22 protein-coding genes are annotated in these 20873 nt (G+C 65.3%); 11 read left to right on the forward strand and 11 right to left on the reverse strand.

Annotated features, from left to right (window positions below; translation table 11 throughout):
* Position 1 precedes the first annotated feature (1 nt).
* Positions 2-283 carry a DNA-directed RNA polymerase subunit L gene (locus tag ACFR9U_RS09545; RefSeq protein ID WP_247374331.1) on the reverse strand — a complete coding sequence of 94 codons (282 nt, stop codon included), beginning with the start codon at positions 281-283 and terminating at the stop codon, positions 2-4.
* A 118-nt stretch (positions 284-401) separates the two neighbouring features.
* Between ACFR9U_RS09545 and ACFR9U_RS09550 the strand changes: the two genes are divergently transcribed.
* Entirely contained in the window at positions 402-2726 is a 2325-nt protein-coding gene (locus tag ACFR9U_RS09550; RefSeq protein ID WP_379814210.1) for a DUF7527 domain-containing protein, read from the forward strand.
* On the opposite strand, the gene ACFR9U_RS09555 is transcribed toward ACFR9U_RS09550, so the two are convergent.
* Positions 2723-3028, reverse strand: coding sequence for a hypothetical protein (locus tag ACFR9U_RS09555; protein WP_247374327.1), 306 nt, complete (start codon positions 3026-3028; stop codon positions 2723-2725). The two genes, ACFR9U_RS09550 and ACFR9U_RS09555, sit on opposite strands and share 4 nt — an antisense overlap.
* 217 nt (positions 3029-3245) lie before the next feature.
* On the opposite strand from ACFR9U_RS09555, the gene ACFR9U_RS09560 reads away from it, so the two are divergent.
* Positions 3246-4577 carry an adenylosuccinate synthase gene (locus ACFR9U_RS09560; protein WP_247374324.1) on the forward strand — a complete coding sequence of 444 codons (1332 nt, stop codon included), beginning with the start codon at positions 3246-3248 and terminating at the stop codon, positions 4575-4577.
* Between the two features lie 5 nt (positions 4578-4582).
* On the opposite strand, the gene ACFR9U_RS09565 is transcribed toward ACFR9U_RS09560, so the two are convergent.
* A complete protein-coding gene (locus ACFR9U_RS09565; RefSeq protein ID WP_247374322.1) occupies positions 4583-4963 on the reverse strand; it encodes a truncated hemoglobin in 381 nt (126 codons plus the stop codon).
* 106 nt (positions 4964-5069) lie between these two features.
* Here ACFR9U_RS09565 and ACFR9U_RS09570 point away from each other — a divergent pair, with 106 nt between their 5' ends.
* Positions 5070-5267 (forward strand): methytransferase partner Trm112, encoded by a 198-nt coding sequence (locus ACFR9U_RS09570; RefSeq protein WP_247374310.1) that lies wholly within the window; start codon positions 5070-5072, stop codon positions 5265-5267.
* Positions 5268-5305: 38 nt separating this feature from the next.
* On the forward strand, positions 5306-5875 hold the full coding sequence (locus tag ACFR9U_RS09575) for a DUF7524 family protein (RefSeq protein WP_247374295.1): 570 nt from the start codon (positions 5306-5308) through the stop codon (positions 5873-5875).
* A 6-nt stretch (positions 5876-5881) separates the two neighbouring features.
* On the opposite strand, the gene ACFR9U_RS09580 is transcribed toward ACFR9U_RS09575, so the two are convergent.
* Positions 5882-6997, reverse strand: coding sequence for a DR2241 family protein (locus ACFR9U_RS09580; RefSeq protein ID WP_247374292.1), 1116 nt, complete (start codon positions 6995-6997; stop codon positions 5882-5884).
* Between the two features lie 150 nt (positions 6998-7147).
* On the opposite strand from ACFR9U_RS09580, the gene ACFR9U_RS09585 reads away from it, so the two are divergent.
* A complete protein-coding gene (locus tag ACFR9U_RS09585; protein ID WP_247374290.1) occupies positions 7148-8272 on the forward strand; it encodes a LolA family protein in 1125 nt (374 codons plus the stop codon).
* A 435-nt stretch (positions 8273-8707) separates the two neighbouring features.
* On the opposite strand, the gene ACFR9U_RS09590 is transcribed toward ACFR9U_RS09585, so the two are convergent.
* The 5 genes from ACFR9U_RS09590 to ACFR9U_RS09610 all read right to left on the reverse strand — a co-directional run bounded on the left by ACFR9U_RS09590 (position 8708) and on the right by ACFR9U_RS09610 (position 12863).
* Positions 8708-9019: a DUF7521 family protein gene (locus ACFR9U_RS09590; RefSeq protein WP_247374288.1), complete on the reverse strand. Its 312-nt coding sequence runs from the start codon at positions 9017-9019 to the stop codon at positions 8708-8710.
* A 2-nt stretch (positions 9020-9021) separates the two neighbouring features.
* Positions 9022-9387: an ArsR/SmtB family transcription factor gene (locus ACFR9U_RS09595; RefSeq protein WP_247374286.1), complete on the reverse strand. Its 366-nt coding sequence runs from the start codon at positions 9385-9387 to the stop codon at positions 9022-9024.
* Between the two features lie 87 nt (positions 9388-9474).
* Positions 9475-11739 carry a PAS domain-containing sensor histidine kinase gene (locus ACFR9U_RS09600; RefSeq protein ID WP_247374284.1) on the reverse strand — a complete coding sequence of 755 codons (2265 nt, stop codon included), beginning with the start codon at positions 11737-11739 and terminating at the stop codon, positions 9475-9477.
* Positions 11740-11800: 61 nt separating this feature from the next.
* Positions 11801-12682 carry a CbiX/SirB N-terminal domain-containing protein gene (locus tag ACFR9U_RS09605; RefSeq protein WP_247374282.1) on the reverse strand — a complete coding sequence of 294 codons (882 nt, stop codon included), beginning with the start codon at positions 12680-12682 and terminating at the stop codon, positions 11801-11803.
* Positions 12683-12722: 40 nt separating this feature from the next.
* Complete coding sequence (locus ACFR9U_RS09610) at positions 12723-12863, reverse strand: hypothetical protein (RefSeq protein ID WP_247374280.1); 141 nt, start codon at positions 12861-12863, stop codon at positions 12723-12725.
* Positions 12864-13030: 167 nt separating this feature from the next.
* On the opposite strand from ACFR9U_RS09610, the gene ACFR9U_RS09615 reads away from it, so the two are divergent.
* From ACFR9U_RS09615 to ACFR9U_RS09635, 5 genes are all read left to right on the forward strand, one after another.
* Positions 13031-13531: a DUF7523 family protein gene (locus ACFR9U_RS09615; protein ID WP_247374278.1), complete on the forward strand. Its 501-nt coding sequence runs from the start codon at positions 13031-13033 to the stop codon at positions 13529-13531.
* Between the two features lie 50 nt (positions 13532-13581).
* Positions 13582-15063 carry a cysteine--tRNA ligase gene (gene cysS, locus ACFR9U_RS09620; RefSeq protein ID WP_247374276.1) on the forward strand — a complete coding sequence of 494 codons (1482 nt, stop codon included), beginning with the start codon at positions 13582-13584 and terminating at the stop codon, positions 15061-15063.
* Between the two features lie 92 nt (positions 15064-15155).
* A complete protein-coding gene (locus ACFR9U_RS09625; RefSeq protein WP_247374274.1) occupies positions 15156-16061 on the forward strand; it encodes a ParA family protein in 906 nt (301 codons plus the stop codon).
* Positions 16058-17161, forward strand: a complete 1104-nt coding sequence (locus ACFR9U_RS09630; protein ID WP_247374272.1) for a chemotaxis protein CheW — start codon at positions 16058-16060, stop codon at positions 17159-17161. Before ACFR9U_RS09625 ends, ACFR9U_RS09630 begins: the two co-directional genes overlap by 4 nt.
* 57 nt (positions 17162-17218) lie before the next feature.
* Positions 17219-17659 carry a universal stress protein gene (locus tag ACFR9U_RS09635; RefSeq protein ID WP_247374269.1) on the forward strand — a complete coding sequence of 147 codons (441 nt, stop codon included), beginning with the start codon at positions 17219-17221 and terminating at the stop codon, positions 17657-17659.
* A 45-nt stretch (positions 17660-17704) separates the two neighbouring features.
* Here the strand turns inward: ACFR9U_RS09635 and ACFR9U_RS09640 are convergent, their stop codons facing one another.
* Complete coding sequence (locus ACFR9U_RS09640) at positions 17705-18940, reverse strand: NAD(P)/FAD-dependent oxidoreductase (RefSeq protein ID WP_247374267.1); 1236 nt, start codon at positions 18938-18940, stop codon at positions 17705-17707.
* 41 nt (positions 18941-18981) lie between these two features.
* Entirely contained in the window at positions 18982-19953 is a 972-nt protein-coding gene (gene mvaD / locus ACFR9U_RS09645) for a phosphomevalonate decarboxylase MvaD (protein WP_247374264.1), read from the reverse strand.
* A gap of 238 nt (positions 19954-20191) precedes the next feature.
* Between mvaD and ACFR9U_RS09650 the strand changes: the two genes are divergently transcribed.
* On the forward strand, positions 20192-20809 hold the full coding sequence (locus ACFR9U_RS09650; RefSeq protein WP_247374252.1) for a nitroreductase family protein: 618 nt from the start codon (positions 20192-20194) through the stop codon (positions 20807-20809).
* Positions 20810-20873 lie beyond the last annotated feature (64 nt).

The following is a 20873-nucleotide window of genomic DNA, read 5'->3' on the forward strand; positions in this document are numbered from 1 at the left end:
CTCAGGCCGCCTGGAAGGCGTCGCGGAAGTTGTTCGCTTTGTCCATGACGCGCTGGGCGCCGTCTTCGAGCGCGTCGAGCGCGTCGACGTCCTCGTCGGTCTTGATCGTGAGGATCGGTTCGGTCTGGCCACCGGACTGTTCGGGGTTCACGTCGTAGGTCGCGGCGTCGACGCCGTCGGTTTCCAGTAGCGCCCCCTTCAGCACGTTCATGAACGTGTGATCCTCGCCCGAAATCTCGATAGAGAGTTCCGTATCGGTCTTCTCGATAACCCGCAGTTCCATACCCGCTTCTGGACACTTGGCAGCATTAAAGTTCACGACTACGCCTGCGCAATCACTCGGCGCGTGAACGCTACATAGCCCGCAAAGTATTTGGACCGCATGGGACTTGGTCATAGCAATGACGACACGCACGGTCGAGCAGGTCGGGAACTGGGAGTCACGGTCGTTTTCCGGAGGTTACCGTGGCTTACAGGAGCTGTCGGACGAGCGCTTCTCCGGCATCGTGACGGCAGGACCGACCCGACTGTGCATGACCAAAGGCAAGGTGGTCGGCGTTCTCGAGGGCGATATCGAGGACTTCGAGGACGCCTCGGGCACTGTCCACGAGGCGCCCTCACCGGCTCTCCCGCTGCTCGCAGTCATGCAGGAGCGTAGTGACGAAGTCCGCGCACAGTACTACACGGAAGAGACACCGGTCTCGGAGGTCGACCAGACGCTGACCGACGGGAACTTCACCGGTTACGTCGAACTCTCTGAGAACGTTCTCAGCGGTGACTACTACATCGTCTACCACCAGGGACGCTCGATGAACGTCGCGTGGGTCGGTGAGAGCCAGCAGCTGCTCATCGAGGACGAAGCTTTCGAGCGCACTCAGGGCGAGGTCGGGATCTACAAAGTCCGACCGGCCGACATCGACGTCATCGAGATTCCGGAACCAGCCACGCCGCCGTCTGACGACACCGGGCCGATCGAGACGGCGACGACCGACGCCGAGACGAGCGACGCCGCCGACTCGTCGGACGAGGCCGCGGCGGAACCGACTGAGGAGCCGGACACGGAGACGGTGGACTCGGACGAGTCGTCCTCTACGCCGGGTGCGGCCGCCGGTGACTCCCACGCGGCCGAGTCGTCCGCGGCACCGTCCGGAGACGGAGCTGACGGTGCGACTGCCAATCGGGCGCACCAGGAGGCCACTCGGGAGCAATCGCAACCAGCGTCGAGCACTCCGTCGTCGGCGTCACAGTCGCCCGACAGCGAGCGAACCGCGTCGCAGGGACGTGACCCCCAGCCACAGGAGCGTGAGCGCGGACAACGTCCCCAGCAGGGCCACTCACACCGCGAGCCACAGCCGAGCCAGAACGGCGGTCAGACGTCGGGGCCGGCCGAGGCGTCACCGAGCGGGAACGGCGGCGACACTCGCCAGCGGGACGCCGCGAGCGCACCGACGCCGACCGAAGCCGTCGGTGGACTTGAAACGCGTTCGATCCCGTCGCTCGATCCGGGCCGGACGAAGACGGCGAGCGACGACGGGAGTTCCAGTCCGACTCCCGACCCGCAACCAGACCGGCCGGCGCCCGGCGGACGGCCAGCGGAGGCGAGCCACCAGCGGGGCGCCCAGCAACCGACCAGGTCGTCGCGCCAGCAACCGCAAGACAGCGCTCCACAGCAACCAGCCGGTCCGTCCCCGGCCACGCAACCGTCCGAGGGGTCCCAGCAGACGGGACGACAACGGGACCAGCACGCGGGGAGTGCAGACGCTGCGACGGCGTCCAGTGACCAGGGCGACCTCGAAGCCGAACTCCAGGAGCGCGAAGACGAGATCGAGCGACTCGAAGCCGAACTCGAATCGGTCGAAGGGGAGCGCGACGACCTCGAAGCACAACTGGACGAAGTCAAAGCCGAGCGAGACGAACTCCAGGACCGCGTCGAGCAACTCGAACGCCGCGTCAGCGAACTCCGGAGTGACGACGGCGGCGAGTCGATCGCGGACCGTCGCCGCATGAGCCCCGGCGAGGTGATCGACGGGACCAACCTGTTCGTCCGCTACCAGTCGAAGGGTGACGCGACCCTGGAGTCGGCCTACCGGGGCAACGCGGAACCGACCGCGGTCAACGACAACCTCGACATCCAGCACCACACCCAGTTCGACGCCGAGGACGTCGCGGTCAACGGCGAGCCGTTCACGGAGTTCCTCCACGGGACGCTCCAGTACAAGTTCGTCGAGTGGACGACGCGCGTCCTCCCGTACGAAATCCGCGACACGGGTCACGAGGGCGGGCTCAGTGATCTCTACCAGGCGCTCCCCGAGATCGACCGGGCCGAACTGAACGGCACTATCAGCGTCGTCTACGAAGAAGAGGGCCAGGAACAACGCAGCCAGGAGACCTTCGACGTGGTGCTCCGCGACCGGATGGGGAACCCGCTGGTCGTCGCGAACATGAACGAGTCGCGCCAGCCGGCGAGTCAGTCGATGATGGAGTCGCTGATTACGGCCTCGAACCGCGTCGGCGAGTCCAAGGAGTCCCTGGCCGGTTCGTTCCTCGTCACCTCGAGCTTCTTCGATCCGGAAGCGATGGAAGCGGCCAAAGACGCGACTGGGAGCGGTCTCCTGAGTCGAGACAAACGAGAGAGTTTCGTCAAGCTGTCACGGAAAGAAGGGTTCCACCTCTGTCTCGTCCAGTACCTGGATGGGCAGTTCGAGCTCTCCGTGCCGGAGCTCTAACTTTCGATTTCCGCGACGTCTTCGATTTTCATGTCGTCGAGCTTGTCGATGATGTGGTTGATCTTCTCGTCCAGATCGTCGACGAACTCGGAGGTCTGCTCGGTCGTGATGGCACCCTGGCTCGACGGCTCGATGAGGTTCTCCTCTTCGAGCACGCGCAGCGAGTAGCGAACCTTGTGATGCGGGTAGCCCGTCTCGTTCGACATCTTCACGATGCCGATCGGCTCGTTCTCGATGACCATCCGGAGGACCTGCAGATGACGCTCGAGCATATCGACTTCCTTCTCAAGCCTGTCTATCATGGCAATTGTTAACTTGTGTTCGCGGGTTTTAAAGGTTGCTGTCGGGGCGACTTAAACAACTGCCTGAATACGTCGATTCGACTGGCACGTAGATAAACGTTTGTGATACGTGAGCAGGGCAAGACGCGAACAGCTGCCCGTGACGTCGGTAACGGTGGTGGTTCGCGACAGCGAGGGGACCGTAATCTGTTTATCACGGTGGGCGTAAACGCCGTTGATGACCGTAACCATCGTTGGGTCGCAACTCGGCGACGAGGGTAAAGGCGGCATCGTCGACTTGTATGGCGACGCCGCTGACATCGTCGTCCGCTATCAGGGTGGCGACAACGCCGGCCACACCGTCGTCGAGGGCGACGAGGAGTACAAACTGTCGTTGGTACCCAGTGGTGCCATCCGCGGGAAGGTTGGCTTGCTGGGCAACGGCTGCGTCGTGAATCCCCGCACTCTCTTCGACGAGATCGACGGCCTACAGGAGCGCGGACTCGATCCGGACGTCCGCGTCGCGAAGCGCGCACACACGATTCTCCCCTATCATCGCGTTCTGGACGGAATCGAGGAGGAAGCCAAGAGCGATTCGGACCTCGAAGCCGGGACGACCGGCCGGGGGATCGGCCCCACCTACGAGGACAAGGTCGGCCGGCGGGGCATCCGCATCGGCGACCTGCTCGATCCCGAGGTCCTCCGCGAGCGCCTGGAGTACGTCGTTCCGTACAACCGCGCCATCGTCGAGGACGTCTACGGCATGGACGCCGGCGAGGAGTTCGACGTCGACGCGCTTCACGAGGAGTTCAGCGAGTACGGCCGCCGCCTCCGCGAGAACGGCATGGCCGTCAACGCCGGCGAGTTCGTCCAGAACCGCATCGACGAGGGCGACAACGTCATGTTCGAGGGCGCGCAGGGCACCTCGATCGACATCGACCACGGGATCTATCCCTACGTCACGTCCTCGAACCCGACCGCGGGCGGCGCCTGTACCGGCACCGGCATCGGGCCGACGACCGTCGGCCAGGGTGAGATCATCGGGATCGTCAAGGCCTACCTCTCACGTGTCGGCACCGGCCCGCTCCCGACGGAACTGGAGGGCGACGAGGAGTCCGAAGACCTCGCGCACTACATCCGCGAAGAGGGCGGGGAGTACGGCACCGTCACCGGTCGCCCGCGCCGCGTCGGCTGGCTGGACATGCCGATGCTCCGCCACGCCGCGCGCGCGAGCGGCTTCACCGGCCTCGCGATCAACCACCTCGACGTTCTCGCCGGGCTCGACGAAGTGAAAGTCGGGCACTCCTACCAGCTCGACGGCGAGGAAGTGTTCACGATGCCCGCGACGACCGAACGCTGGGGCGACTGCGAGCCGAACCTCCGCACGTTCGATGGCTGGCCGGACCCCGACTGGGAACAGGTCGCCGCCGAGGGCTACGAGGCTCTCCCCGAGAACGCGCGTGCGTACCTCGACTACGTCAGCGAGGAACTGGACACGCCGATCTACGCGGTCGGCGTCGGGCCGAACCGCTCACAGACGATCGTGCTCGAACGGCCGTTCGAGGCCTGAGCGTTTCACTCGTTTTCGTCGGCTGTCGCGAGGAGATCGTCCGCGTGCGTCGTGATCGCGCCGACGACAGCCTCTCTGTCCTCGCCAGTGACGTCGAACTCGTCTAAGCTCGCGAGCAGGTGCTCGATCGACCGGTCGAGCAGTGCTTCGGTAAACGGGACGTGGAGATGCGCTGTCCGGATGTCCGGACCGGTGTACTCGGCGGGGCCGCCCGCGGCCTCGCAGAGGTAGTCCGTCTGGTGTTCTTTCAGCGACTCCATGTCCGTGTCGGCGAAGAAGGGGCCCAGCTCGTCGTCCGCGAGGAGGCGCGCGTAGAAATCGTCCACGACGGCGCGGATCGCTTCGCGACCCCCGAGCCTCTCGTACAGCGTCTCGTCGGCTGTCATGGGTGGTGCTACCCGCGAGATCGGCATAAGTGGCCGACTTCGTCCCCAGACCGTGAGAACGCGGCGGTCCGGCACGTTTTTGACCGCCCCGGTCGCACGTTCACTCATGCAAGAGGACTTGATGGACATCATCTGTTGTCCGCTGGACAAAAGCGACCTGGAACTCGAGGTCACCCAGCGTGACGACGAGGGCGAGGTCATCGAGGGGCGACTGGTGTGTTCCGAGTGCGGCGAGGAGTACCCCGTCGAGGAGGGCATCCCGAACCTGTTGCCCCCGGACATGCGCGAAGAGTCTCCCGCATAAACTGAACCTTTTTCCCGAAGCCGCGCGCAGAGTCGGTCGTGCCCGACACGCTACCCGTGTACATCAACCGCCAGGAACGTCACTCCCTGGAGGTCCCGCCGTCGTTCGAGACCGCGGACTCGTTCGTCCTCGCGGTCACGAACCACGGTGAGGCGAGCCGGATTCACGTCCATCTCGACGACGGACTCCCCGAGATCGCGTCCATCGAAGACACGAACTTCTACGTCGAAGCCAACGCGACCAAGGAGATTCCCGTCAGCGTCCACGGAACCGACCACGTGTTCGGCAAGATCAAACTCGTCTCGGGCTACGGGGCCGTGACTCGCTGGGTCGACGTCGAAGTGCTGGAACCGGACGAAGACGACGCCGTCGAGATCGACGAGGAACTCGCGAAGCCACAACCCCGCGACGAGGACGAATCCGACGAGGCGGCCGGCACCCCGCTGCTCGGTGACAGTCCCGTCCTTCCCGTCGCCAGTCTGGGGCTCCTCGCACTCCTCGTCGCTGTCGGTTCGGCCGCGGTCTTCGAGAGCACGGTCGTCGCCGTCGGCGCGGTGCTCGTCTTCTGTGCCGTGCTCGTCGCCGGCTACCTCCTCGCTCAGCAGTGACCGGCGTCAGTGGCCGGACTCGTCTTGGTCGTCCTCGCGTTCGGTCGGGACGCCACAGAGGTTCCCGTCGTCGTCGAAGCGTTTCGCACGGAGGAACCGCGCTCGGTAGCGGTTCGCCCCCTCTCGCGTGTCGGCTTCCCGAATCTCGTCCGTGCGGTCGTCGGCGACGGCGTCGATGATCTCTTCGATCTGTTCTTTCTCGCTGGGAGTCAACTCGAACTCGTAGGTCTGTGACTGCTCGGCTTCGAGTTTCGTCCAGCGACGGGCGGCAGAGATGACCATCGAACAGGGCTCCCGACACGGGAACTCGCCGTCGCCGCCGTCGACGTCAAGGTCGGTCTCGTCGTCGTACTCCCACTCCCGCCGTTTCAGACACTGGGAGTCGGCACAGCAGGCCTCAGCGACCCAGTCGACGTGCTCGTGGCCTTCCTGTCGGTCCCACGTCTCGACGACGCCGTAGATGCCGGTCTGGCGCTCGACCGTCTCGTGCCAGTGTGAGACGTCCAGTTCTCCCTCCCGCTCGCGATGCCAGTTGGCGATCGTCGCCGGATAGACGAACTCGACCGTCTCGACCAGCGCCGCCGGACCGAGATCTGGGAAGACCCAGCCGCTGCGGAGCGTCGGCGCGGTTTTCAGCGGCCGGTATCGCCCCGTCTCGTCGTGTCGGACGAGGTCCCGTGCGTCCAGTGGGTCCTCGTGGACGCGAAGCTCGTCGTCGGGCGTGTCCACGTCGTCGACGTGCCGGAGGTCGTACCGGCGAGCGCCGGTGTCGTCGCGCTCGACGGTCACGTGGAGTTGTCCCCACTCGCGCGTGCGTCCGTCGTCGAGCGCACCGTACCGAGCCAGCACGTCGTCCTCGTCGGCGTGTTCGAGCCACCGGAGGAACGCCCACCGGGCCGGTTCGTCGGACGCCACGTCGCTGAAGAAGTGCCAGTTCGTGACGTACGCTGCCTGCTCCGACGCCACGTCACGGAGTTGCTCGGCCGAGAGTCCCGACTGCTCGGTCTGGGGCGTCCGGAACTCGTATCCATCGTCGGTTGCCTGGACGTGGAGCCCGTCGAACTCGACGCCGTCGCCCTCGTTTGCTGCCTCGATGAGGTGGTCGACCGCCGTCTCGATCATACGAGGACCGAGGGATGCCACCGGAATAAAGTCGGCCTTTCGCGTCGTTGTCGGCCGGTTGGAAACCTGTTATTAATATCTTGGGGTAACTTTCCAGGCCGGAAACTGTCCTTCTCGGCTTATGGGGGATTCGGTACTACGGTGACGTGCATGGTTTCACGGACGGTTCGATCTGTCGTCCTGGTGGTGGTGGTGGCTGCTGCACTCGGCCTGAGCGGCTGTGTCGGCAGCGACCCCGGGACGAACACGACTACCTCCCCCGGCGACGCGACGCCGACGAACGAGTCGATCGACGGCGACGGCGACGGTGACGTCGCTGCGGCGTTCAAACAACGGCTGTCTGAACTCGACAGCTACACTGCCACGGTGGTCTCCCACAGCGAGTTCGGTGAGAACGAGACCAACACGACGACGAAGGTCTGGGCACGCCCGGAAACCGGGCAGGTCCGTCGTGAAGTGGTTTCCTCCCCCTACACCGAGGGGATGGTCACCGTCATCAACGAGACCATGGTGGTGACTTACAGTCGGGAATCGAACGAGCTCACCCGCATCAACCGCTCGAACTACCAGATGGGCCAGTCCGGCAGCGCGAGCGTGACGATGATCGGGTCCGTCGTGGACTCGATGACGGTCGAAACGCTCGGGACCGAACAGGTCGACGGCGAGAAGACGTACCGCGTCCGCCTGGAGCCCAACGCCTCCATGGCAAGCGAGCAGGCGACGATCACCGCCTGGCTCGACGCGGATACGCACTTCCCGGTCCGCGTCGAAACGGCGTCCAACTCCGATCGGGTGAACTTCAGTTCGGTCACGCGGTACGAGAACGTCGAACTGAACCCGACGATCCCGGACTCGAAGTTCGCGCTCGACGTCCCCGCTGACGCGAACACGTCTGACGTCTCGCTCCCCGACTCGCGCGTGTACGACTCGCTGGCCGATCTTCGGGCCAACGCGACGATGTCCCTGCCGGAACCGGACCTCCCTGCGGGGTTCTCCCTGGAACAGGGGCGAGTCACCCGCGGTGACCGTCGGTCGGTCTCCCTCCAGTACCGAAACGAGTCGACGCGGCTCACGGTGACCAAGGCCAACGAGACGACGTACAACGGGACTGATTCCAACGAGACGGTGCAGATCGGCCAACGGACCGGCAGCTACCACGAGTTCGGCTCTGCCGGAATGATCGTCTGGTCGTGTGACGGCTCCCGGTACTCGGTCTCGGGTGGCCTCTCACGCGCCCAGTTGGTCGACGTCGCGGCCTCCGTCGAGTGCGCGTGAGGCCTGCGTGCTCACCTGCCGTTCTGGCTCGTCGCTGTCCGAATCTCCGCTGACGCGCCCTCCCGGTCTCCGCTGACGCGCCCTCCCGGTCTCCGCTGACGCGCCCTCCCGGTCTCCGCTGACGCGCCTTCCAGGTCCCCGCTGACGCTGCTCTCTACTCGTGTGGGTGTTCCGTTGTCGTCTTTTGTTTCCCGTGGGTAGTAGCTTCCCCTGTCGTGAGTGCCCGCAGGTATCCGACACAGAAACGAAGCGCCCGTTGACTGCAGATCCGTTCGGTGAACCGGTGGCGACCGTCGACACCGCCGGTCGCAGGCGTCATGCTGCTGGGAGTCTCGATACGCCGCCAGCGGGAGTGACGGCAGCAAAACGCTGGTGAACAGCAGTGTCGCAGTCCAGTGTGAGTGAGAGTGTGCGCGTGAGCGTCGTCCCGTCCCGTCAGGGTCGTCTGTGCAGCGAGTACGCGATGAACGCGACCCCCAGGAACTGGAAGAGTCGCGTCAGCAGGGTCAGCGGCTGGCGGTAGCGGATGGGTATCAGTCCCTCGCGGAGCAGGACCGAGCCGACGAAGGCGGTGCCGAACGCGACGCCCGTCAGCAGGAGAAGGCCGATCGAGAGGAACTGCATCGGACGGCTCTCGTTGCGCCGGAAGCCTCGGTAGGCCTGGTAGGCGATGTAGGTTCCTAACACCGTCGAGCCGAAGGCGAGCGCGATGATGGCCCAGTTGACGAGCGTGGTCGAAACCACCATGGTCAGAGGTTCTCCCACATGCGAGTGAACCGGTCGGCGGTGTCTTCCTCCTCCGGGAAGTCCGCGCGGGAGGTTCGCTCGATGGTTCCCTCGTAGGCGCCGTCGTCGAGTTCCATCGAGAACTCGGCCAGCGTCGCCGAGAACACCTTGTGGTGGTTTCCACTCAACTCCACTCTGGTCTGTGCTTCGATCAGGTCGTACTCCTGGAGCCACTCGATACGCCGGTAGACGGTCGGCAGGGACGCATCACATTGCTCGCTGAGTTCGTTGGCAGACATGGGTTCGACGCTCGTTGCTGCGAGGATTGAGCGAGCGTACTCGTCGCTCAGCAGGTCGAGCACCTCGTGTAACTCCCAATCCTCACTCACACCTCACGCAACGAATGGGTACGGTTTAAAAACCGGGCGTCCTTTTCCAGGTCTGAAAAACGGTCGAACCCGCGCGTGCGGTCGGCCTTACCGCGCCTTCCTGAGCGAGAGGGTGACGACGCTGCCGGCTCCGTCTGCCGCCACGTCGACGCTCCCGCCGAACGACTGGACGATCCAGGCGACGGCCCACAGTCCGATGCCGCTCCCGTGTTGCAGCGGTGTGACGGTTCGGTCATCGTCGACCGCGACCAGTTCCTGTGACGGAATCCCCGGGCCGTCGTCGCGGACGGTGATCTCGAACCACTCGCCGCGCTCGCGATCCTGTTCTGCGATCGTGACCTCGATCTTCGGGTGGTCGCTGTCGTGGTGTTCGATCGCGTTTTCGACGACGTTCTCGACGACCAGTTCGAGCGACTCGTCGGCTTCGACGACGGCTCGGTCCGGCAGGTCGGTCTCGATGGTCACGCCGGGATTGGCCGACTGGAACGACGCGAGCACGTCGGAGACGAGGTCGACGGCGTCGATCTCCGGGTGGTCCATCCGATCCCGTTCGAGCGCTCGCTGGATCTGCCTGACGTCGCTACTGGTCTCGACGAGTTGTTCCGTCTGGGACGTGGCCACCTCGGCGATCCTGGCTCCCGCCTCGTCGTCGTGTCGCGTTCGGAGCCGATCGCTCAGTAACTCGGCGTTGGCGAGAATCGCGTTGAGGTCGTTGCGGAGGTTGTGTCTGAGCACGCGATCGAGCACTTCGATTCGCTCCTCGCGCTGCTTGCGCTCGGTGATGTCGCGTGCGATGCCGGCACTGGCGACGCCCGCTGCGGTCGGTTCCATCGGGGAGAGGTACGTCTCGGCCGGGAAGCGGCGCCCGTCTTTCCTGATGCCCGTGTACTGGACGACGGCGTTCTCACCGGTGTCGTACTCGTCGGAGAGCAGCCGCACCAGCGCTTCTGAGAACTTCTGGACTTCGTCGTCGCTGACGATCTCCGAGAAGTGGATCTCGTTCGCTTCGATCTCCGCCTGGGTGTACCCGAACTGTTCGGCACCGGCCTCGTTGATGAACGTGAAGTAGCCGTCTTCGTCGGCAGCCCACAGCGTGTCCGGGATCGCCTGGACGATCGTCTCGTACCGTTCGAGTTCCTCGATGCGTTGCTTGCGATCCGTGACGTCCTGCACCACTCCGACCGTTCCCCGGAACGCGTCGTCGTACGGGCGGAGCGCGATCCGCGCCTCGAAGATCCGCTCTTCGTCGGACCCGTTCGGTCGGACCGTGAACTCGAAGCGGTCGGTCTCCCGGTCGGACGCATCGGAGACGAGGTCGCTGACGATCTCGCTGTACGTTTCCAGTATCGTCGCGCGCAGGATCCCCTGCTCGACGAGATCGGACACCGACGTGCCCACGGCAGCGCCCTTCTCGATGCCGACCATCTCGGCCGCGCGCTCGTTGCCGCCGACGATGCGTCCCGCCTCGTCGAGCACGAACACGCCGTCCGGGACGGTTTCGACGATGGTTTCGTACTGTTCGAGTTCGCGCTCGCGCTCCTTGCGTTCCTCGATGTCGCGGACGATCCCGACCGATCCCTCGTAGGCGCCCGCCTCGTCGTACATCACCGAGACGTGGTCTTCGTACTCCCGGCGGGTTCCGTCAGCGTGGATAATCTCCATCTCGAACGTCTCGCTCTCGGTCACCTCGGACTGAACCAGTTCGAGGATGATCTCGGTCCCCTGCTCGACGTCGTCCGGGGGCATGACCTCGCTGACGTGCGTCCCGACGAACTCCTCGCGCTCGAACCCGCCCTTCGTCAAGAGTGCCTCGTTGACCATCGTGACGTACCCCGCGTCGTCGATCATGTACACCGGGTCGGCGATGTGCCTGACCAGTTGTCGGTATCGACCCGCGTCGTCGCCGGCCGCGTCCTCGGTCTGGCGCGATTCGCTTGTCGCGGCCGGCGGGTCGTCCGGTTCGGCTTCGGGAAGCACGGACCGGACTGCCGCGGCCAACTCGTCGGCCGGATCGTCGGCCGTGCGGAGACACCGATGCTCGGTTACGCCGAGTGACAGCGCGTCCACGGGCACTCGCTCGTTCGGTGCGTTCGCGAGATAGACGATCGGAACGTTCTGGTTCCGGTCGCGGACGTCGCGCAGAAAGGCGAGACCCTCGTCGTCGAGGGGCAGACTACTGACGAGACAGGCGACTCCCCCGTCCAGTGCGGCGAGTGCGGCCGCTGGTGAGGTGACGGTCTCGACGTCGACGTCGGGGAACGCTGTCGTAATCGCGCTGGCGCAGTCCCCTGCGGTCAGTCCCTCGGGGAGCGTTCGCCTCGGTCCGAGCAAGAGAACCCGCGACCTGGCCATACCCCCTTGTGTCGATGCACAAATAAAAAACCCTTCCCGGGTGTGATGGTCGGCTTCGTCCTCAGTCGCCGGCGGCTGGGCCGGCGCTACTGGTTTCCCGGCGGACGCGCTCGATGGCGTCGCCGACGTCGGCACCGGCGTCGGCGGCACGTTCGAGCACCACGTCGGCCATCAGCGGTTCGGTCCCGACGGCACCGGAGTACCAGATACGGTGGCCGTCGACTTCGGTGGGCGTGTCCCATCCCTTCCGGTAGTCGTCGGTCAGTCCCATGTCCTCGGGGATGTCCTCCTGGGTGTGGTACCCGTCCGCGATGAACAGCGGGACGACGACGACGTCCTCGGTCGAGAAGTAGTCCGTCACGTCGTCGACCTCGGGGTCTTCGTCCATGAACAGCGCTTCGACCTCGCCGAAGCGGCCCTGTTCGCGGATGCGGTCGGCGTGATACTCGATTGCCTTGGCGCTGTTCTCGTTGCGCTCGGTGCCGTGGCCGACGACCGCGAGCCCGAACTCCCCGTCGTCGACCGAGCGGTCGCCCGTGACGCTGTCGGCGCGCTGGACGATCACGTCGCTCATCGCGTCGTGCGTTCCGACAGGGCCACAGTAGTGTACGGTCTGGTCCGTGTCGGTTGCCGTCACCGTCGTGTGGGTGGCCGACGTCCCGTCAGAGTCCCACTGGTCGACGTCCCACTCCTCCAGACGGAGTTCCCGTGGGATGACCTGTTCGGTGAAGTAGCCCTCGCTGATGAACAGCGGGACGACGTATACCTCGTCGCTCTCGACGGTGCGCAGGACTTCTCGGAAGGACGGTTCCTCCTTCCAGAAACACTCCCGCACTTCGTCGAACGCCCCCGATTCGCGGATGGTGTCTGCGTGATCGAACGTCGGTGTGGCAGACCCCGCGCTGAGGTGCGATCCGTGCGCCGCGATGACCAGCGCTTGCATACCCGCGTCTAGGGAGAGGTCGGTCTTAGGGACTTCGCTGTCACTCGTTCACCTCCTCGGAGTAGGGCTTCTCGATGTCTGCGTCGGCCACGTCGCGCTGGTCGGTCTCCGGTTCCACGTCGATGCGCTCACAGTCGCCACAGGCGGCGCAGTTCGCACAGGGATCGTCGTTCGTTGCCATGATTGCCTCGTGTCAGGCGGCTGGACCCGCTGGCGGTTCCCCCACCGTTCCGGTCACCCGTTGACACAGCAGTACGTATGATGTTGTCTCACATGGCTGGTTTGCAACAATACTGCGGTCACTTTTAACCCGGCGGGCTTTTGTCGTCGGCGCTCGCCGGAGCGAGTATGTCGCTGGCTGAACGCACCCGCGAGGCGGTCCGGGCGAACCCGTTCCTCTACGAGGCACTCCGGGCTGGCGTGGTCAACTACACCGCTGCTGCTCGCTTTCTCGATCTGGGCGTCGACGACCAGGAGGCGGTCGTGGCCGCACTCCGCCGATACGCCGAGGACTTGCCCGAGTACGACGCGACTGGGCGGGACGCTCGGGTAAACATGGAGAGCGGCGTGGGTGTCGCCGAGGATGCAGACCAAGCGGACGCACTGCTCACCGTCGGCGAGACGCGACTCGTGTCCGGCGGCGGGTCGTTGACTGCCATCCTCGCCGGTGGTGACGTGGATGCACGGTCGCTCGGACACGTGTTGACCCATCTTGGGGCAGAAGGAATCGACGTCGAGGCTGCTGGGACTGCGAGCGACGCGCTCACCGTCGTCGTCTCACGGCGGGCGGGACCGGACGCACTTCGCGCTGTCGAGGCGGCACTGGAGACCGTTCCCGATCGTTCGTAAACTCCGCGCTATCGTAGCGTTGAAACGCCGGCCCCGTCTGGTAGGTCGTAATGACCCTTCGTGTGACGAACACCCTCACCGGTGAGCGCGAGGCGTTCGAGCCACAGGATCCCGACTCGGTTCTGCTCTACTACTGTGGCCTGACGACCTCGGACCCGGCCCATCTGGGCCACGCTCGCGGGTGGGTCCACGTCGACGTGATGCACCGCTGGCTCGAACACCTGGGCTACGACGTCCGTCACGTCGAGAACTTCACCGACGTCAACGAGAAGATCGTCGCCCGCGTCGGCGAGGACGGAGCGAGCGAAGCCGCGGTCGCCGAACACTACGTCGGTCAGACCATTCGGGACATGCGCTCGCTCAATCTCCTGCGGACGGAGGTGTACCCACGCGTCTCCGAGCACGTCCCCGAGATCATCGACCTCGTCGAGACGTTAGTCGAGAAGGGCTACGCATACGAGGTCAACGGGTCGGTGTACTTCGACGTCACCGAGTTCGAGGACTACGGGAAACTCTCGAACCAGGACGTCGAGGAACTGGACTCGCAGGGCGACCCCGACGAGCGCTCGGACAAGCGCAACCCGGCCGACTTCGCACTCTGGAAAGCCGACGGCGTCAGCGAAGGGGACATCGCCGAACACCAGCACGAGGAGGCCGCACCGGCCGAAGAAGCTTGCGAGACCGCCCAGACCTGGGACTCGCCGTGGGGCGAGGGCCGCCCCGGCTGGCACATCGAGTGCTCGGCGATGAGCATGACACACCTCGACGACACCATCGACATCCACGTCGGCGGCCAGGACCTGGTTTTTCCCCACCACGAGAACGAGATCGCCCAGAGCGAGGCCGCCACGGGCGAGACGTTCGCCCGCTACTGGCTCCACGTCCGCCTGCTCGAAACCAAAGGCGAGAAGATGTCCTCCTCGCTGGGGAACTTCTTCACCGTCGCGGAGTTCGTCGCCGAGCACGGCGCCAACGTCGCCCGCACGTTCCTGCTCTCGACGGCCTACGCCAACAGCGCCGTCTACAGCGAAGAGACCGTCCAGGAAGCCACCGAACGCTGGGAGCGTCTCGAACGCGGCTACCAGCGGGCCGTCGAGGCGGCGGACAGCGTCGACGCACACACGAAAGTCCCCGACGACCCCCTCAGAGCGGGCGTCGAGACCGCCCGTTCGGACTTCGAGACGGCGATGAACGACGACTTCAACACCCGCGAAGCGATGACGGCGCTGCTCGATCTGGCCGGAGCTGTCAACCGTCACGTCGACGAGCACGACGAGTACGATTACGTCGGGCTTCGACGCGCGATCGAGACGTTCGAGGCGTTCGGCGAGGGCGTCCTCGGACTCTCGTTCGGTGGCGACACCGACGGTGACGTTCGAGTCGCACAGGAACTCGCCGATCTCGTGCTCTCGGTCCGCGAATCAGAGCGCGAGGCCGGCAACTACGAGCGGGCGGACGACCTCCGGGACGAACTCGAAGCCCTCGGCATCACGGTCGAGGACACCGACGACGGACCGGTCGCCCGCTTTTGAGCGGCGGATTTCCCGCCCTGCACTGCTACAACAATTGAGAATCGGGAGCTTATTTTTATTAGTTGGTGGGACTGACACCCCGATAGTTATCGATGAGCCGGGAGCAAGACCGTCCTGCGTCGATCTGCGTGACGAACGCGAAAGGCGGGACGGGGAAAACGACAGTCGCTATCAACATCGCGGGCGCGCTCAACGAGCGTGGCCACGACGTGTTGTTCGTCGATCTGGACCCGCAGGGGAACGCAACCGAAGGGCTCGGGTTGGTCGATGCCTACGACAGGGACCCGCCGACCCTGTTCGACGTCCTGACCGACGCCACGCAGCGGGACGTGATCCGTGACGTCATCGTCTCCCACGAGGAGATGGACGTGCTCCCCAGCCACTTCGAGTTGCTGGAGGCCGAACACGAACTGACGCTCGCCGACGCGATGGCGACGATCGAGTCCGATCCCGCTATCGACGCCGACCCGTCGGCGCTGTCGGCACTGACGAACGTCGTCACGCCGGAGACTATCGCCGGGTCGGAACCGATGGACCACCTCGACCGAGCCCTCGACGTGGTGGCCGACGACTACGACTACGTCATCGTCGACTCGCCCCCGTTCTACGGCCAGTTGACCGACACGGCCATCTACGCGACGCGGAACGTTCTCATCCCGGCGCTGACCGAGGCGACGTCCGAGCGCGCCATCGAACTCCTGTTCGACCAGGTGGCCGCCCTCGAAGACCGGACCGGCATCTCCGTCTCGGAAGTCGGCGTCGTCGCCAACCGGGTCGAATCGACGAACGAGGACGAGGAGATGCTCGAGTGGTTCGAGGCCGTGTTCTCGGACGTGCCGGTGTGGCAGGTCCGCAAACGCGTCGCGCTGCAGCGGGCGTTCTCCCAGGGCAACTCCGTGTTCGCCTACGACGCGAACGTCGACATGACCGACGTCTTCCTGGACATCGCGGCAGACCTCGACGAGCAGTTCGGCTTCGTCGAGGAGGTGACAGCATGACTGATGAGGACACTGACGACAACGACCGGATGAATCGGGCGGATCGACTACGAGAAATGCGCGAGGGACGTCGCCGTGGCCGATCCCGCGATGGCGACACAGACGAACGTCCCACGGCGGACGGTGCCGGTGAAACCGACGACACCGAGACGGAATCCGACGAGGCGACTGAGACGTCCGACCGTGGCAGCGAATCGGAGATGGCCTCGGAGGACCAACCGGTAGACGACGCGACGACCTCAACCGAGCCCGAATCCACGGCCGCCGACTCAACCAACGGCCAGGAGACGGAACCTGCACCCTCGGCCGCCGACTCAACCAACGGCCAGGAGACGGAAACTGAGGACGACGGGTCCGGCGTCGAGGAGAGCGGCTTCGAGTTCGACGACTCGCCCGAGAAGGCGGTCGCCCACGACGAGAAAGCCGAGAAAACGGACGTCGACGCGCCGGCCGTGGCCGACGACGCGGCGGAGCCACAGACGGGCGTCGCCCAGACGGTCAGCACGACCGACGCGTCGTCTGCTGTCGACAACCTGAACGCCGGTAACACGTTCGCCATTCCGGACCAGGCGACGACAGTCACCGAGGAGGACGACCAGTCCACGCTCGACGGCGCCGAACAGAGCGTCGCGGCGGCCCGCGCCGCGGCGGCGTCTCGCGGGACTGCCCACGTCGGCGCTCGCACCCGCGTACTGGAGTTCGAACTCGGCGACGAGCGGTTCTGTCTCGACATCGACTACATCGAAGAGATCGTCGAACTGGAGAACATGACTCGCGTCCCCAACTCTCCCTCGTTCGTCGAGGGCGTCGTCGACCTCCGCGGTCAGGTGACGACCATCATCAATCCGAAGGACGCGCTCGAAGTCGAGGAGGAAGTCGGCGGCAGCCTCATCATCGTCTTCGACTCCGAGGAAGTCGGCGATCAGGGCCATCTCGGCTGGGTCGTCGACGAAGTCCGGCAGGTCACGCCGGTGTCGGACGACGAGGTCAACGACTCGCCCGACGAGGACGCCGAATACATCAACGGCATCATCAACCGCGAAGACGAGGACGACTTCGTCGTCTGGACGACGCCCGAGCTCGCGTTGAACTCCTCGTAACGGTGGCCTTCTCGAACCCAGACACTCTCCTGTGATCGCTGTACTCTCCGTTTCACTATGACCTTCGTTGTTCCATTCGACGGCTCGCCGCTGTCCGAGGCGGCACTGGCCCGCGCCGGCGAGTTCCACGGCCGATTCGACGAGTCGGTCGTCGCCGTGAGCGTCATCCCGAAACGGAACGCGGAGTTCGCCAGAACCAACGCCGGGCTGAACGCGGACAGTCCGCCAGAGACCGACGCCGTCGCGGCGCGCCTCCGCTCGAAGGCGACCCGAATCGTCCCCGACGCAAAGTTCCACTACGAGGTCGTCGGGAAGTACGCACAGGTCAGCTCGATCGCCAACCGCCTCCGACGCGTCGCCCGCCGACTCGACGCGACGATGGTGTTCATCGGCAGCGAGAACGCCGGGCAGGTGGTCAACTCCCTCTCCAGCGTCGGCAGTAGCATCGCCGCCGATACGGCCTACGACGTGGTCATCATCAGACACACTGGCGGCTGACCGACTCGCTGGACGCACCGTCGTCAGTCTCTGCCTGTCGCGGGTTCATTCGTTTGGGTTTTCGCCGCCCACGATCCGGTCGTCGGAGTCGCCGGGCTCCCCGTCTCTCGGCTGGGCCTCGCTGGTGGTCTCTCCTGTGAGTCCGAACTCTTCGCGAACCAGATCGACTGCCTGGTGGACGGTTCCCACCGAGGAGAGATACCCGGCACCGACGGTCGTCTTCAGTGCCACTGCTGCGGATCCCGTGAGGACGGCGGACCCGACCTGTGCGACGGCGCCGTTCCCGATCGAGACCAGCCAGCCGGGCGAGTCGAACGTGAAGTTCGCCAGCCTCGGCTCGAAGCCGCGCCGGTCGGTCCGGTCGTACTCGACGAGTCGCTCGACGTTGTCGGCCGCGACGCGGGCCGCACGGACTGCCGATTGGGCGCTGGCTGGCACGGCTTCTCCGTCGGCGTCGACGATCCGCGCCGCATCGCCGACGACGAACGTGTCGTCGACGAGTCGGAGATGGCTCCTGACGATTGGACGCTCGCCGTCCAGTGCCGTCGGTCCGCGAATCCCGCCGGTCCAGATTAACTGGTCGTAGGCGACGGTCGAGCCGTCTGTGAGACGGACGGCGGCGTCTGTTGCCTCCGTGACCGTCGCGTTCGTCTGCACGACCACGTCGCGTGCGACCAGTTCGTCGTGGACGGCGGACTGGAACCGTTCGGGGAAGTTCGGTGCGACGGCGGCTTTCTGTTCGAGCAGTCGAATCTCCACGTCGCCCGCGACGCCCTCCTCCCGGGCGAGCGCGGCCAGTTCGCCGGCAGTCTGGATGCCGGACAGTCCCGCACCACCGACGACGACCTGTGCCGTGTCGTCGCCCGTGGCGACGTCGAGGAAGTCGGCTCGAATCCGCGCTGCGTCTTCGAGTCGTTTCAGCGGCGTCGCATGGGATTGCAGCCCGGGGAGGTCGTAGAAGGCGGTTTCGGCACCGAGACAGACTGCCCCCACGTCGTAGGTGAGCGTCTCGCCGTCGGCGAGCGTCGCGACGCCGGCGTCGCTTTCGACGTCGGTGACCCGTGCCCGTCGTACGTCGGCACGGTCGAGCACCTCCGTGAGTGGGATCCGTAGGTCGTCGGCGATCGCCGGCCGGCGAATCGCGCGATGGATTTCGTGCTGGACGAGGTGATACTCGTCCTCGTCGACGACGACGAGTTCCACGTCGGGCGGTAGCGTCCGTTCCAGGCGACGCGCGAGGGTGAGACCGGCGTACCCAGCTCCGAAGACGGCGATTCGCATACCGGAGTATGGGGCTGGGCCGTGGTAAAGACCGCCGTCGCTCAGAACAGTGCCTGACTCTCGTCTAGGATCTGTGAGGGACCGCCGACTGTCCAGGTGCGGGTGTCGACGCCGCAGTCGGCGATGGCACCCTCGACGCGGTCGACGTAGTCGGCCGTCGTGTTCACGTAGACGCTGGCGCCGGTGTCGACCGAGAAGTACACCGGTACGTCTTCCTCGCGGAGTTCCCGGACGGTGTTGAACACCTCGAGCGTGCGGGGCTGCCAGTACACCCAGCCGGCCGGTCCGGTCATCGTCGTCGCCGCGAGCGAGAGTGAATCGTGCTCGGCCAGCTCGAAGGTGCGGTCGAAGTCGCCCGCGCGGAGCGCGTCGCGCATCTCGGCGATCTGCCCGTGGATGTGGGCCATCCGCGCCTCGAACATGTGGCTGTCCGCTGCTTCCTTGTGAGCCTCTTCGGTCTCCTTGTAGGCCGGCACCTCCGCGCCGACGATGCGGAGATCGTCCTCCAGGTCAGTCTCGATGCGCTCGGAGCGGCAGTCCTCGTCGTTGAGGCCCGTGCGGAGATGTGAGAACGCGCCGGTGACGGCGCGTGCCGCAGACGACGATCCGCGGCGTGCGACAGCTGAAATCTCCGGGAGGGACATGTCCAGCCCCGCTGCCTCGACGAGGGCGCGCGCTGCCGCCGCGAACCCCGACGACGAGGAGCCGAAGCCGATGTTCGTCGGGAAGTTGTTCTCGGACTCGAAGCGAACGTGGTGATCGATGCCGGCGAGGTCTCGGACGTGATCCACGACTGCCTCGATTCGCTCTGCTCCCCGACCGGTGACCTGTTCGCCGTCGATGACGTAGCGGTCGGCGGTGAGCGACGGGTCGAACTCGGCGGTGGTCTTCGAGTGACTCGGTGCGGTACAGACGCTGATCGAGTCGTGATACGGGAGTCGCAACTCCTCGTCGCGCATCCCGTGATACTTGACCAGCCCCTGGATGGGGTGAGCCTTCGCGGTCGCTTTCATACCTCCCGCTCGGAGCCACCGGGACTTCTAAGTACCTCTTCTCTCGTCCCGAAACCGGTGACCTGTCAGCGTCTCTGGGTTGCCTCTCTGCTCCCGACCGCCAATTCGGCCACGCAGCCAGTCACGGCTGGTCGCTGTCACACTCACGACACTCACTGCGACCACTGTCATCGGTGTAACCTGGTTACAGGTATGTCGCCAATAATATATGTGTCCGCAGGACCGACAAGATACTACGATGTCTCTGACAGACGAAGACCGCAAACTCGACGACGAAGTCGCCGCGCACCGCACGCCCGAACACGACGTCGATCCGTTGTTCGTGAACCGGTGGTCGCCGCGTGCGATGACGGGCGAACCGCTGGCCGAAGCGGAGTTCCTGCCGCTGTTCGAGGCCGCCCGCTGGGCGCCGTCGGCGTTCAACAACCAGCACTGGCGGTTCGTGTACGCGACGCGTGACGACGACGAGTGGGAGACGTTCGTCGATCTGCTGACCGAGAACAACCAGGCGTGGGCGACTGACGCGAGCGTCCTCGTGGCGATCTTCTCGAAGACGACCTTCGAGCACAACGGCGAACCTGCACTCACCCACTCCTTCGACACGGGTGCAGCGTGGCAGAACCTGGCTCTGGAGGGGACGCGACGCGACCTCGCGCTGCACCCGATGGCCGGGTTCGACTGGGAGCGCATCCACGACGCCCTCGGCGTCCCCGAAGATGAGTTCGATGCGGAAGCGATGGTGGCCATCGGCAAGCAGGCCGCCACGGACACCCTCCCCGAGGAACTGCAGGAACGCGAGGTACCGAGCGACCGGAAGCCGCTCGCCGACATCGTCTCTCACGGCTCGTTCGAGTAGCTACTTTTCCGCCACGTCGACACTTGCCTGTTCCACGCCCGCGGTGCTCCTTCACGGGAGTCAT

Source organism: Halorientalis brevis (genome assembly GCF_042678165.1).
Classification (GTDB): domain Archaea; phylum Halobacteriota; class Halobacteria; order Halobacteriales; family Haloarculaceae; genus Halorientalis; species Halorientalis brevis.

Bases quoted from the DNA above. Each gene is read 5' to 3' on its own strand.
- ACFR9U_RS09545 (WP_247374331.1), bottom strand. From the start codon at position 283: ATGGAACTGCGGGTTATCGAGAAGACCGATACGGAACTCTCTATCGAG.
- ACFR9U_RS09550 (WP_379814210.1), top strand. From the start codon at position 402: ATGACGACACGCACGGTCGAGCAGGTCGGGAACTGGGAGTCACGGTCG.
- ACFR9U_RS09555 (WP_247374327.1), bottom strand. From the start codon at position 3,028: ATGATAGACAGGCTTGAGAAGGAAGTCGATATGCTCGAGCGTCATCTG.
- ACFR9U_RS09560 (WP_247374324.1), top strand. From the start codon at position 3,246: ATGACCGTAACCATCGTTGGGTCGCAACTCGGCGACGAGGGTAAAGGC.
- ACFR9U_RS09565 (WP_247374322.1), bottom strand. From the start codon at position 4,963: ATGACAGCCGACGAGACGCTGTACGAGAGGCTCGGGGGTCGCGAAGCG.
- ACFR9U_RS09570 (WP_247374310.1), top strand. From the start codon at position 5,070: ATGCAAGAGGACTTGATGGACATCATCTGTTGTCCGCTGGACAAAAGC.
- ACFR9U_RS09580 (WP_247374292.1), bottom strand. From the start codon at position 6,997: ATGATCGAGACGGCGGTCGACCACCTCATCGAGGCAGCAAACGAGGGC.
- ACFR9U_RS09585 (WP_247374290.1), top strand. From the start codon at position 7,148: ATGGTTTCACGGACGGTTCGATCTGTCGTCCTGGTGGTGGTGGTGGCT.
- ACFR9U_RS09590 (WP_247374288.1), bottom strand. From the start codon at position 9,019: ATGGTGGTTTCGACCACGCTCGTCAACTGGGCCATCATCGCGCTCGCC.
- ACFR9U_RS09600 (WP_247374284.1), bottom strand. From the start codon at position 11,739: ATGGCCAGGTCGCGGGTTCTCTTGCTCGGACCGAGGCGAACGCTCCCC.
- ACFR9U_RS09605 (WP_247374282.1), bottom strand. From the start codon at position 12,682: ATGCAAGCGCTGGTCATCGCGGCGCACGGATCGCACCTCAGCGCGGGG.
- ACFR9U_RS09610 (WP_247374280.1), bottom strand. From the start codon at position 12,863: ATGGCAACGAACGACGATCCCTGTGCGAACTGCGCCGCCTGTGGCGAC.
- ACFR9U_RS09615 (WP_247374278.1), top strand. From the start codon at position 13,031: ATGTCGCTGGCTGAACGCACCCGCGAGGCGGTCCGGGCGAACCCGTTC.
- cysS (WP_247374276.1), top strand. From the start codon at position 13,582: ATGACCCTTCGTGTGACGAACACCCTCACCGGTGAGCGCGAGGCGTTC.
- ACFR9U_RS09625 (WP_247374274.1), top strand. From the start codon at position 15,156: ATGAGCCGGGAGCAAGACCGTCCTGCGTCGATCTGCGTGACGAACGCG.
- ACFR9U_RS09630 (WP_247374272.1), top strand. From the start codon at position 16,058: ATGACTGATGAGGACACTGACGACAACGACCGGATGAATCGGGCGGAT.
- ACFR9U_RS09635 (WP_247374269.1), top strand. From the start codon at position 17,219: ATGACCTTCGTTGTTCCATTCGACGGCTCGCCGCTGTCCGAGGCGGCA.
- ACFR9U_RS09640 (WP_247374267.1), bottom strand. From the start codon at position 18,940: ATGCGAATCGCCGTCTTCGGAGCTGGGTACGCCGGTCTCACCCTCGCG.
- mvaD (WP_247374264.1), bottom strand. From the start codon at position 19,953: ATGAAAGCGACCGCGAAGGCTCACCCCATCCAGGGGCTGGTCAAGTAT.
- ACFR9U_RS09650 (WP_247374252.1), top strand. From the start codon at position 20,192: ATGTCTCTGACAGACGAAGACCGCAAACTCGACGACGAAGTCGCCGCG.